Annotated in this window: 12 protein-coding genes and 1 tRNA gene; all 13 read right to left on the bottom strand. The window is 39.8% G+C overall.

The annotated features are described in order from the left end of the window. Window positions 1–5 precede the first annotated feature (5 nt). The 13 genes from lonB to E2K98_RS11600 all read right to left on the bottom strand — a co-directional run bounded on the left by lonB (window position 6) and on the right by E2K98_RS11600 (window position 12297). Window positions 6–1673 carry an ATP-dependent protease LonB gene (lonB, locus tag E2K98_RS11660; protein WP_133334402.1) on the bottom strand — a complete coding sequence of 556 codons (1668 nt, stop codon included), beginning with the start codon at window positions 1671–1673 and terminating at the stop codon, window positions 6–8. A 171-nt stretch (window positions 1674–1844) separates the two neighbouring features. Further along, entirely contained in the window at window positions 1845–3101 is a 1257-nt protein-coding gene (clpX, locus tag E2K98_RS11655) for an ATP-dependent protease ATP-binding subunit ClpX (protein WP_026572273.1), read from the bottom strand. 411 nt (window positions 3102–3512) lie between these two features. After that, on the bottom strand, window positions 3513–4790 hold the full coding sequence (gene tig / locus E2K98_RS11650; RefSeq protein ID WP_133334401.1) for a trigger factor: 1278 nt from the start codon (window positions 4788–4790) through the stop codon (window positions 3513–3515). A 165-nt stretch (window positions 4791–4955) separates the two neighbouring features. Beyond that, window positions 4956–5987 (bottom strand): tetratricopeptide repeat protein, encoded by a 1032-nt coding sequence (locus E2K98_RS11645; protein ID WP_133334400.1) that lies wholly within the window; start codon window positions 5985–5987, stop codon window positions 4956–4958. A gap of 105 nt (window positions 5988–6092) precedes the next feature. Then, a tRNA-Arg gene (locus E2K98_RS11640) sits at window positions 6093–6169 on the bottom strand. A 106-nt stretch (window positions 6170–6275) separates the two neighbouring features. Next, entirely contained in the window at window positions 6276–6794 is a 519-nt protein-coding gene (locus E2K98_RS11635) for a metallophosphoesterase family protein (protein ID WP_133334399.1), read from the bottom strand. Then, window positions 6791–7402, bottom strand: a complete 612-nt coding sequence (locus E2K98_RS11630) for an XTP/dITP diphosphatase (protein ID WP_133334398.1) — start codon at window positions 7400–7402, stop codon at window positions 6791–6793. Before E2K98_RS11630 ends, E2K98_RS11635 begins: the two co-directional genes overlap by 4 nt. After that, a complete protein-coding gene (gene rph / locus E2K98_RS11625; RefSeq protein ID WP_133334397.1) occupies window positions 7399–8154 on the bottom strand; it encodes a ribonuclease PH in 756 nt (251 codons plus the stop codon). The genes E2K98_RS11630 and rph overlap by 4 nt, the downstream gene beginning before the upstream one ends. Before the next feature lie 173 nt (window positions 8155–8327). After that, window positions 8328–9386, bottom strand: a complete 1059-nt coding sequence (locus E2K98_RS11620; protein ID WP_026572267.1) for a GerMN domain-containing protein — start codon at window positions 9384–9386, stop codon at window positions 8328–8330. A 592-nt stretch (window positions 9387–9978) separates the two neighbouring features. Beyond that, window positions 9979–10773 carry a glutamate racemase gene (gene racE, locus E2K98_RS11615; protein WP_133334396.1) on the bottom strand — a complete coding sequence of 265 codons (795 nt, stop codon included), beginning with the start codon at window positions 10771–10773 and terminating at the stop codon, window positions 9979–9981. A 16-nt stretch (window positions 10774–10789) separates the two neighbouring features. After that, complete coding sequence (locus E2K98_RS11610) at window positions 10790–11239, bottom strand: MarR family winged helix-turn-helix transcriptional regulator (protein ID WP_026572265.1); 450 nt, start codon at window positions 11237–11239, stop codon at window positions 10790–10792. A gap of 240 nt (window positions 11240–11479) precedes the next feature. Continuing rightward, window positions 11480–11704 (bottom strand): spore germination transcription factor GerE, encoded by a 225-nt coding sequence (gerE, locus tag E2K98_RS11605; protein ID WP_026572264.1) that lies wholly within the window; start codon window positions 11702–11704, stop codon window positions 11480–11482. 128 nt (window positions 11705–11832) lie between these two features. Next, the gene (locus E2K98_RS11600) at window positions 11833–12297 is read right to left on the bottom strand and encodes an acyl-CoA thioesterase (RefSeq protein ID WP_133334395.1); all 465 of its coding nucleotides are present in this window, start codon (window positions 12295–12297) and stop codon (window positions 11833–11835) included. Window positions 12298–12542: the final 245 nt, after the last annotated feature.

Genomic DNA, 12542 nt, shown 5'->3' with positions numbered 1-12542 from the left:
TTTTTTTAAATAGATTCTTTCTTTGAAAGTTCAATGGATGCCGGAATGACTTTGTTCCGGGCTAACTCATTGACCAAGGCAATCTCAAATACTTCGTGTAAATGAGTGACTGGAACTATATTAATGCCCTCAATTTCATTTAAAATCGACTGCATGTTTTCTTCCGGGATAATAACCGTTTCTGCACCGGCCTTTTTCGCTGCCTTCACCTTTGGATAAACACCGCCAATTGGTTTGACGTTTCCATGAATGCTAATTTCCCCAGTCATGGCTACCTTGTTATCGATCGGAATTTTATAAATGGCCGAATAAATTCCGGTTGCCATCGCAATTCCCGCTGATGGTCCGTCAATTGGAACTCCGCCTGGGAAATTCACATGGATATCGAAGTCATCAGCAGGAACTCCCATCGAACGTAATACGGTAATCACATTTTCAATCGAACCGCGAGCCATACTTTTGCGGCGAATCGATTTGCCTTGACCGCCAATACTTTCCTCTTCCACAATACCGGTAATATTAATCGAACCCTTTTCCTTTGCCGGTATTACCGTTACTTCAATTTCTAGAAGCGCCCCGGAATTCGGGCCGTAAACAGCAAGCCCATTCACAAGACCAACTTGGGAATCATCATTAATTTTTCTTTCCATGCGCGGTGACATTTGACTGGAATGAATCACCCATTCAATATCTTCGTCTTTTAAAAAGTCTCGTTCCTCTTGGATGGCGAGTCCGGCTGCAATTTGCACTAAATTAACTGCTTCCCGCCCATTTCTTGCATAGTTTGAAAGTGTTTCAACACCGTTTTCACTTATGGATAGGTTCACTTTATCTGCTGCTTTTCTTGCAACTAAACTAATTTCTTCCTCGCTTAATTCACGGAAAAACACTTCCATACAGCGCGAACGAATCGCCGGGGGAATTTCATTCGGTGTTCTTGTTGTTGCCCCAATTAACCGGAAATCGGCAGGGAGTCCATTTTTAAAAATATCATGGATGTGTGTTGGGATTTGATTATTTTCCTCATGATAATAGGCACTTTCTAGGAAAACCTTCCGATCCTCTAACACCTTTAACAATTTATTCATTTGGATAGGATGCAATTCACCAATTTCATCAATAAATAATACGCCGCCATGTGCATTTGTTACGGCGCCTTGCTTTGGCTGTGGAATTCCAGCTTGTCCCATTGCCCCAGCTCCTTGATAGATCGGGTCATGTACAGAGCCAATTAATGGGTCGGCAATTCCCCGTTCATCAAAACGGGCGGTTGTCGCATCAAGTTCAATAAAAACAGATGCCGGTTTGAATGGTGATTTGCTATTTTTTTTCGCTTCTTCAAGAACTAGGCGGGCTGCAGCTGTTTTCCCTACACCAGGCGGTCCGTAAATGATGACATGCTGTGGATTGGGACCGCATAATGCCGCCTTTAATGATTTAATTCCATCCTCCTGCCCAACAATATCTTTAAAGCTAGTAGGACGTACTTTTTCTGATAATGGTTCGGTTAAAGAAATGGATCTCATTTTGCGAAGCTGCTCCATTTCCTTTCTTGATTCTCTATCGATGGATACTTTTTGTGTTCGCTGATTTCTAAGCAAATTCCAAAAATAAAGCCCAATGATGATTCCAAAAAAGAGCTGTATAAATAAGGCAATCCCCGTCCAACTCATACTATCCCCTCCTGCAGATTAATTCTGATAGATATTTTCAGTATTTCCTGCGATTGGGTGTAATAAACCACAAATTGTGCGGTTTGGTAAGAAAAAAAGAACCTGGCACACCGCCAGGTTCTTTGATTGTTTAGCTAAAGTGCTATAATTAGGTACTTTAACTCGTTTTCATTATGCAGATTTTTCGTTGGCAACCGTTCCGTCTTCTAGAATCAGCTTCGGTTCACTGTTATCTAAAACCGTTTCCTGCGTGATGATACACTTCGTGATATCATCTCTTGATGGAAGATCAAACATCACATCAAGCATGATTCCTTCAATAATAGAACGTAATCCGCGGGCACCTGTTTTTCGTTCAATCGCTTTTTTCGCGATTTCCACTAGAGCGCCTTCTTCGAATTCAAGATTTACATCATCAATTTCAAGCATTTTTTGGTATTGCTTCACCAAAGCATTCTTCGGCTTCGTTAAGATTTCAATTAAAGCACCCTCATCTAATTGCTCAAGGCTTGCAATAACAGGTAAACGTCCGATAAATTCCGGAATTAAGCCAAAGCGAAGCAAGTCCTCAGGCAATACTTTTGAAAGAAGCTCTTTTTGTCCAATTTCTTGGGTCTTAACATCTGAGCCGAATCCAATGACTTTTTGCCCTAAACGGCGTTTAATGATTGGTTCGATGCCATCAAATGCACCACCGCAAATAAATAGAATATTAGTTGTATCAATTTGGATAAATTCTTGATGCGGATGTTTTCTGCCGCCTTGTGGAGGAACACTTGCAACCGTACCTTCAAGAATTTTTAATAATGCCTGTTGAACGCCTTCACCGGAAACATCTCTTGTAATCGATGGATTTTCCGATTTACGGGCAATTTTATCAATTTCATCAATATAAATGATGCCCTTTTCTGCCTTTTCAACATCATAATCAGCAGCTTGGATTAATTTAAGCAAAATATTTTCAACATCTTCACCAACATAACCAGCCTCGGTTAATGAAGTTGCATCGGCAATCGCAAATGGTACGTTAAGAATGCGCGCTAATGTTTGTGCTAATAACGTTTTCCCACTACCAGTTGGTCCAATCATACAAATATTACTCTTTGCAAGCTCAACATCATCAATCTTACTATTGGAATTAATCCGCTTATAGTGATTATAAACGGCTACCGATAATGATTTCTTAGCCTGATCCTGGCCGATGACATATTCATCAAGAATTTCACAGATTTCTTTTGGCTTTGGAACATCTTTAAATTCTACTTCTTCTTCTGTTCCAAGTTCTTCCTCAACAATCTCTGTGCAAAGCTCGATACACTCATCACATATATAAACTCCTGGACCCGCAACCAGCTTTCGAACTTGATCCTGTGTTTTACCACAGAAAGAACATTTTAATTGCCCTTTTTCATCATTAAATTTAAACAATCTTTTCACCCCTTGATACTTGTTGTCACACAACTTTAAAGCTGCGAATCCCAAATAAATCCGAATCTTTTTTCTTCTATTTTTAGTGGTATGTATTGCATTGTAACACATGTTGCCGATGGACTGGAAATAAAAAGCCTTATGTTTGCTACTGTTAAATTTACTGGGATTCGCCATCATAACAGAAACTTATGTACCCATTAAGCATAACCATAATTTTGAAAAATCAACCTTAAATCCATTTGGTTTAATTTAATTCGATATGTAATTCCATTTTTCCTGCCCATCTGCAAAAATGTATAAGGCTTTTCATGAGGTTTAATAAAAAGGTTTCCCTACCCCTATTATAATATGTAATCGATAAAATGTATAAAACAAGGCACGATGGAATCGTGCCTTGCTAAAAATTAATTATTTTTTGTTTTCAACAAGAAAGTCAACTGCTTTTTTAAGCTGAAGATCTGCTTTGATTCCTTCAACTCCGCCAAGTGCTGCTTTGATATTGTCAACTGTCATATTGTACATGCCAGCCATTTTTTCAAGTTCAGCATTAACGTCTTCATCAGTTGCTTCAAGATTTTCTGCCTTCGCAATTGCTTCAAGCGTTAAGTTTATACGTACACGCTTAGCTGCTTCTTCTTTCATTTGCTCACGCAAGGCATTTTCATCTTGACCTGAGAATTGGAAGTAAAGCTCAAGGTTCATACCTTGCATTTGCAAGCGTTGTTCGAACTCTTGAAGCATACGGTTTACTTCGCTATCGATCATAACAGCTGGGATTTCTACTTCAGCATTTTCAGCCGCTTTTTCCACTACAGTATCACGTAGGTTATGCTCAGCTTCATGCTTTTTGCTGTCTTCTAAACGAGTTTTAATTTTTTCTTTTAATGCATCCAATGTTTCAACTTCATCATCTACATCTTTTGCAAACTCATCATCAAGTGTTGGAAGTTCTTTTCCTTTAATTTCATGAACAGTTACTTTGAAAACTGCTGGTTTACCTGCAAGCTCTGCAGCATGATATTCTTCAGGGAAAGATACTTCTACGTCTTTTGATTCGCCGGCAGCAACTCCAACAAGCTGCTCTTCAAAGCCAGGGATGAAAGAGCCAGAACCTAACTCAAGTGAGTGGTTTTCAGCTTTTCCGCCTTCAAATGCTTCACCGTCAACGAAACCTTCAAAGTCGATGATCACAGTATCACCGTTTTCAGCTTTACCTTCTTCTTTTACAACAAGTTCAGCTTGACGATTTTGAAGTGTTTCTAATTCTTTTTGTACGTCTTCATCTGTAACATTTGTTTCAAGCTCTTCTACTTCTAGACCTTTGTACTCGCCTAATTTTACTTCAGGCTTAACTGTAACAGTAGCTTTGAAGATAAGCTCTTTGCCTTTTTCCATTTGCTCGATATCAATATCAGGACGATCAACTGGCTCGATACCTGTTTCATCGATTGCATTTCCATATGCTTCAGGAAGAATGATATCTAAAGCATCTTGATATAATGATTCAACACCAAAGCGCTTTTCAAACATGCCACGAGGCATTTTCCCTTTACGGAATCCTGGAACATTTACTTGTTTTACAACTTTTTGGAATGCTTCGTCTAATCCTTTGCTTACTTCCTCAGCACTTACTTCAACTGTAAGAACACCGCGGTTTCCTTCTAATTTTTCCCACTTAGCTGTCATACCGTTTTTTCCCTCCAACATCTATTCTCATTTCATTCGTAACGAATTGTATGAATATGTCTTGTTCTATCAAGTCATTATCCACTTTTTGTTGTAAAATATCGAATTTCTTCAGAATGCGACCCCTACATTATATCATAGGATTGGTTTCTTTCAACACACTGCCTAAAAATTGGGGTAAGAAATTTCTTCTATTTCTCGTATTTTAACGATTGCTAGATTGATTTCTTCACTAGGAACACCGTATTCTTCCGCTCTATCAATAATTTCTGCATCGTTTCCCATATATTCCTCTGCTAGAACATGGAAGGCTGCTGCCCATGCTTTAGCATTCTTCGGCTCTAGCTCGAAAGGATAGCTGATAAAAAAGATTCGTTCTACCATACCTATTATATCTGCCAATAAAACCGGGTTACTATTTTCTAGATAATCTTTTAAATGTTCTATGATTTTTTCCATCCTGGGCTGGGCATGAACTTCAGGCAATTTTATCGGAATAATCTTTATGATTTGATGAAACTTTTGAACCTCGATTTCCTTATCATATTCCTGCTCTTTTAGTAGAGTAAGCAGGGTTGTTTTAAAAAAGGACTGTCCTGTTTCTGCGATTAGATAGGCTGTAATTTCCTCTATATACGGTCTAATGTTCCTCTCCGCCAGTTTGGATAGGAGCAGCATTTGTTCCGTTGTATTTTGTAAGGAAAAAAGGTTCAGGCTCTTGTTCATTGGACCAGTTACATCCGAATTATCATTTTCCACATCTGCTTGATTCTGTTCCGCCATCCTTTTGCTAAATTGCAGGATGGTTAGAAAATGATCCTGTTTTTCGGGTGGGATTTCTTTTTCATCCAATAAGACTTCAATTGTTGAAACGATTTCTTGATATTCGTGCAGCTGGATCAGAATGGTCAAATATAAATCGACCATCTGATAATAATCGCCAATTCCTTTTAGTAACAGTTCGTTTGCAAGTTTTTTTGCTTTGCGGTAAGCACCTGCTTCAAAATAGGCTAAGACTAATCCCATTAGCACATCGCCATTTTCCGAGTCAAGTTCCTTCGCCCCTTCTAAAAGCTCGATGGCTTCTTCAAACTTTTTTAATTGCAGGCTTTCTAAACCCTTTTCCGTTAATCGCTGTTCAAGCCCGGGAAAGAAGATTACATTCTCTTTTCTTTTAACTCGTTCCCGCTTTTTCATAAAATTCCGCCCTTATGGTTGATGAAAATTAGTGTAGCACGAATTCGGTAAAAAACAAAAAAACTCACCTTTTCTGGGTGAGTAAAGTTCATTTTGGTATGTAGATGGCGTCCCAGGAGAGATTCGAACTCCCGACCGTACGCTTAGAAGGCGTATGCTCTATCCGGCTGAGCTACTGGGACGTAGTCATTTATCAAAGACAAGTTTTATTATATAGTCCTAAAAAATAAAAGTCAATAAAAAATTTGCTGTTTTTTAAAAACAAGAAATGGGGAGATACACTCCCCATTATTTTTTCGGCAAGGTAAATTCATAACCTAAATCGACTAATTCACGACCGTTTAATTCAAAAACGGTCATCTTTATTTTTTCATCTGCTAGGTCTAGAATAACGTACGTTTTTTCAAAGCGCTCCCGGGGCAGACGAAGGCTTCCGGGGTTCAAAAACAGCGTTCCACCGATGACCTCCGCCCCTAATATATGGGAATGCCCGAAACAAACAATATCGGCGTTTACTTCTTGCGCCTTATACTTTAAATTCATCAAAGATGACTTAACCGAATACTTATGCCCGTGAGTAACGAAAATTTTCCGGCCAGTTACCACTTCGATCACTTCTAAAGGATAACCACCGAAATCACAATTCCCTAATACGGTGACAAACCCTGAAATCGCTTGGTCATCCGGCATTAACTGCGAATCTCCGCAATGAATCATTAAATCGACATCTTTCATATGTCTGTCCCGCAGAATTTCAAGCTCTTTTGTCATTCCGTGACTATCGCTGACAATCAAAATCTTGCTCATAATTGATTTGTTCTTTCTAAAATTGAATCCAGCACCGTATCAAGTTTCTTTAAGGCGTTTGCGCGGTGGCTGATTTTATTTTTTTCCTCTGAAGGAAGCTCAGCCATTGCAAGTCCCAAATTCGGAACATAAAAAATCGGATCGTAACCAAAGCCATGCGTCCCTTTTCTTTCTGTTAAAATCCGGCCTTCACAAGTTCCCGAAACCGTCATCGTTTCTTGATTCGGCACAGCCACCGCCAGTGCACAATAAAATCTTGCCGTCCGCTCTTCCTCAGGGACATCCTTTAGCTCAGAAAGAACCTTATCAATATTGTCCTGATCATTTTTATGTTCTCCGGCATATCGGGCTGAATAGATACCAGGTCTACCTTCCAATGCATCCACAATCAAACCGGAGTCGTCTCCAATGACCATTTTATTCAAGGCTTTCGAGATCGCTTCTGCTTTAAGGATTGCATTGGCCTCAAAAGTAGTTCCTGTTTCCTCTACTTCAGGGATCTCAGGAAAATCTAATAGTGTTTTGACTTCGATTCCCCTTTTTGCAAAAATACTCTCAAATTCTCTCGCTTTTCCGGGGTTTTTAGTTGCAATAATAACTTCTCTCATTTATTTTTTCTTCTTTCTTCAATTTTTTCCGTTATATCTGCACCAAGAGCAATTTTTTGATGTTCAAAAAGCTCACTCAATCCGGCTTGTGCCGCATGAAGTAATTCTTGAAGCTGGTTATAGGAGAATGTAGCTTCCTCACCTGTTCCCTGCAGTTCAACAAATTCACCGCTTCCGGTCATGACTACATTCATATCAACCAAAGCACCGGAGTCCTCCGGATAATTTAAATCTAGGATGGTAGTGTTCTCTTCTAAAATTCCAACGCTGGTCGCTGCCAGGAAATCAGTAATGGGGAATTTTATCGCTCTTTTTTCAGCTAATTCATTTAAAGCAAGCGTCATCGCGACAAATGCTCCGGTAATGGAAGCCGTACGGGTTCCACCGTCAGCCTGAATGACATCACAATCAATCCAAACTGTTTTTTCCCCTAAAGACTTTAAATCTACAATAGCCCTTAAGGCACGGCCAATCAGCCGCTGAATTTCCATTGTGCGCCCGGACACTTTCCCTTTAGAAGATTCCCGGATATTCCTTGATGCCGTCGCTCTTGGGAGCATCGAATATTCCGCTGTAATCCAGCCTTTGCCTTCTCCCCTCATAAAGTGCGGCACCCGGTCTTCAATTGTAGCGGTGCAAATTACTTTTGTGTCCCCAACAGAAATGAGCACCGAGCCTTCCGGATGCTTTAAATAGTTTGTTTCAATATGTATGGGTCTTAACTGCAATGGTTCACGTCCATCAACACGCACTAACCTTCCTCCTTCATGATCAAGCTCGCCTCGTCGGTTTAAGCAGGCCTATCTGGCAAATAGAAAAGCATAAGCGTCTTTTTAAGGGACGCTAAGAGCCAGACAAATAAATAAGAGGCGGCGGGAAGCCAACCTCTTTCATGGTCATTATATAGTATAACAAAAAACTTTTTTTAAAAACTACCTGTATTTACTTTTTCCGGACGAGTTACAGGCTCAGATATTTTTTTACCCTGTTCATTTTTGAGCCCTGCTTTCCCTTTCACTTCGATTGCAACTTTTTCAATTCCCGGCTGTTCTGTTAATGATAATACAAGAGTGTTTAACACGGCCTGCGAAATCTCCTTTTCTTCGAAGCTTCCATAAATATTCTCATTAAAGTTCAATGTCACCTGTCCATTTTCCACTTTTGGCGCTTCAAGAAGTTTTGCGTCAGACATAAACTCTGAAAGAAGGTTTGACTTCTGACTTGGCCCTTCAATTAATTCATTTACAGCAGCAGTAATATTATCGGTTACATTATTGCTAACCCGGCGTGTTACGGGTACATAGTAGTATGAGCCTTCTTTTTCACCGCCAATATAGTATACAGTTACCGGTTTTGTATTGGTAATGTCAACAACATCCGTTGTATCAATATTGATTCCGATGGATCTCGTTAAGTGATCACTGATTGGTGTACCGTTTACCGGCATTTCGGTTAATGGATGCCCGGTCATGGATAACTGTACAGACTTAACGGAGTCAAATTGGGTTAATGTCCAGGTAATGGATTGAAGAATTTTCAACTCATCTTCAGGCTGATAGTTTTTAAATTCTTTTGAAAAATCAACATGGGCTACGCCATCCTTAATGTTAACAGACAATGAAGTTTCTGCCGGAATGACTGCTCTAAATCCGTTTGGCAGCATATCTTCAACTGGTCCGTTATCGACTAAGTATTCGAGAGCTTGTGTGGCGGTAGAGGATTTTTTCGGCAGTGCTATTGTCTGCGGCACTACATAACCATTTTTATCGATGAGGTATAGTTCTGTTTTGATGGTATTTTTTGCATTTTCTGTTTTAGCCACTGTTTCTTTGCTTACCGTTTTTCCAGTGTCCATGGAGACGGATTTCGGCGGGTCGATTTTCTTTTCCGTTTCTGTATTAAATAAGCCACAGCCGGATAATAGAACGCTCGAAGCAAACATAGCCGAAACAAGGATGACTGCTTTATTTTTATTTTTAGACATAAAATTCCCTCCCAAGACAGTTTGTACTACCATGTATACGAGCCTTCCGGAAATTTAGACCGTCTTGAAAAAAAAATTTGGACATTCTCTAAAAAATCTTTGTTTGGGGGTAGTTGTGTTGGGATCTCCTTTTACTATGAAAGGTTTATTTTTCTTATTTAGGGCAATGGATAGGGGTTCCTTTTACCTCTTGGGTGCTTTTTTCCTCCCAAAGGGTAATGCAGCACCTTTCCTTTTACCTCTTTTGCGATTTTTTCCTCCTAAAGGGTAATGCAACGCCTTTCCTTTTACCTCTTTTGCGATTTTTTCCTCCTGAAGGGTAATGCAACGCCTTTCCTTTTACCTCTTTTGCGATTTTTTCCTCCTAAAGGGTAATGCAACGCCTTTCCTTTTACCTCTTTTGCGATTTTTTCCTCCTAAAGGGTAATGCAACGCCTTTCCTTTTACCTCTTTTGCGATTTTTTCCTCCTAAAGGGTAATGCAGCGCCTTTCCTTTTTACCGAAAAGCTTTTTTTCCTCACTAAAGCACAGGACCCCTCACTCGATTCTTCAAAAGTACCAAAAAGAGCTCCTAGAAACTAGGAGCTCTAACTTATAATTTAATTTTTTGTACATTGTCCACCGGCATGTCCAGCCATTCGGAGGCGATTTTGGAAAAGATGCCTCTTGATCCAGTTGTAATAAACTCGTGCTCCGGCTCGTCCTCAGATTCTTCGAGCTGGCCGTTGTATTGGAGGATGGCGCTGATTTCTCTCGCAGTTTCATCACCGGAACTAATCACGTTAACCTCCGGACCCATTACTTTTTTAATAAGCGGACCAAGCAGAGGATAATGCGTGCATCCTAAAATTAATGTATCTAAATTTAAATGTAACATCGGCTGCAAGGATTCCGTAACAATTCTTTCCGCAATCGGCCCGTCATATTCGCCACTTTCCACCAGCGGAACAAATTTAGGACAGGCATGGGCTTTTACAAACAGCCTGCTGTTTAACGATTTTAATGCCTTTTCATATGCGCCACTTTCTACGGTAACCTGGGTGCCTATAATGCCAACCCGATAGTTTTTTGTTCGCTTTATCGCGGCCCGTGCTCCTGGATAAATGACACCGAGCACTGGAATTTTTAATTCCCTACGAATTTCATCCAGAGCAACAGCTGTTGCCGTATTGCAAGCGATGACCAGCATTTTAATCTGCTTTTCTAATAAAAAGGTTGTTAATTCCCAAGTGAATTTTCTAACTTCCTTTGTTGGTCTTGGTCCATAAGGACAACGTGCCGTATCTCCCAAATAAATGATTTTTTCATTTGGCAGCTGCCGCATCATTTCCTTTGCAACCGTCAACCCCCCAACGCCGGAATCAATTACACCTATTGGTTGTTTCAAGCTTATCGCCTCATTCTTAACGCATTTCCTGATGCAGTTTACTTAAATTGTTTTGGACCAGAAGAATCTCGTCTGTGGTAAAGTTTTTTAAGATTTCCTCTAAATATACTTGACGTTTCTTGATTACCTCATTGATAATTCGTTCGCCTTCCTCGAGCAGGTGAATTCTCACTACTCGACGATCATTCGGATCTTTTACCCGGACAAGGAGTTGATTTTTCTCCATACGATCGACTAAATCTGTGGTGGTACTACAGGCAAGAAACATTTTATTAGATAATTCCCCAATTGTCATATCTCCATCTTCAAAAAGCCACTGCAGGGCAACAAACTGGGGAGGAGTAATTTTATAATTACTTAACATTTCTCTTCCTTTTTGTTTAATAATCCCGGATATGTACCGTAAATCTTTTTCAATATTCGCCACTATTTCCCCGTTCACTTTTTGTGAATTTTCGAGTTTCATGTATTATACACTCCTATAATATGCTTTCCCCTCAACTTAAAGCGCCGCTTAACGAGTTGTTTTCTCTAAAGATGAGTTAAGCTTGTATATATTTTCTACTTTTTTCGCTTAAATTTCAAGCAGGAACATAAACCGTTGTTTTTTTACCAAAAAGCTATTACGGTGTTTTACAACCGCATGCAATAAGAAAATATCTTTATAAAAATATGAACCGGCGTCCCAAAAGGATGCCGGTCATGATTAAAGTTCTAGCTCTCCCATTCGAAGGAGCTCTACAACGGCTTGTGAACGCCCCTTAACACCAAGCTTTTGCATGGCATTGGAAATATGATTCCTAACCGTTTTTTCGCTTATAAATAATTCACCAGCGATTTCCTTCGTTGTTTTGTCTTGTACTAACAGTTCGAATACTTCTCTTTCGCGTTTGGTGAGTAATGGCTTGTGAGTATAATCATTCTCCTTCAAGTATTGTGACCCTCCTTGCCTTCGCCAGTTATGAACCGTGGGGTGGGTATATATTTAGTCACCATATCTTATGTGAACTCTACAAATGTAGTGACTATAAATACTATCTGAAAAATGATTTTGTTTCGTTATATTTGAACATCGATATGCCGTACAAGCAGATTTCTCATTTCCTCTGTCCAGGGAACGCCTTTTCCTGCCTTTTTTGAGATTTGAACAAGCGTTCCTCTTCCTACAAACCCAACAGAATCGTCTTCTTTTTTGCCCATATAATGAAGATCAACAGAGGAATTTCCGACTGAAGCGGCTTTTACATATACCTTTAAATTCTCCCCGAAAAAAATTTGCTGTAAAAAATCACATTGCAGATCGGCAACAACCGGAAATGTTTCACTTTCAGGCTTTACCCACTCATCCATAAAACCAATGGATTTCAAATATTCAGTCCGGGCTTCCTCAAAATAAACGAATGGAACTGTATTATTTAAATGTCCAAACATATCCGTTTCGGAAAACCTAACCCTGATTGGGAGAAAATATTCGAATTCATGCTGCCACTTATCAAAATCATCTATATAATTTGCTCTCACCATCTTATTTGTCAACTCCTTTTCAAAAAAATGAATAGTCATTCAGTACTCTTTAATCCTATTATAATTTAAAAGTTTGCTGTGTTAAAGGACATTGTCGATTTTTATCCCTGTTGATTGGAGCGGAAGGCACGAAGACTCCTCGAAAATGCTAACGCATTTTCTTCGTGCGTGGGCGGATTCAAGGAAGCAATTCAGTGTCCTGCGGGAGTACGGGGCAGGGGAGACCCCGCAGGAGCGAAGCGACG

This window comes from Bacillus salipaludis, assembly GCF_004358205.1.
The sequence above is the reverse complement of the archived record's forward strand: the minus strand, read 5'-3'. Positions and strand labels throughout refer to the sequence as shown.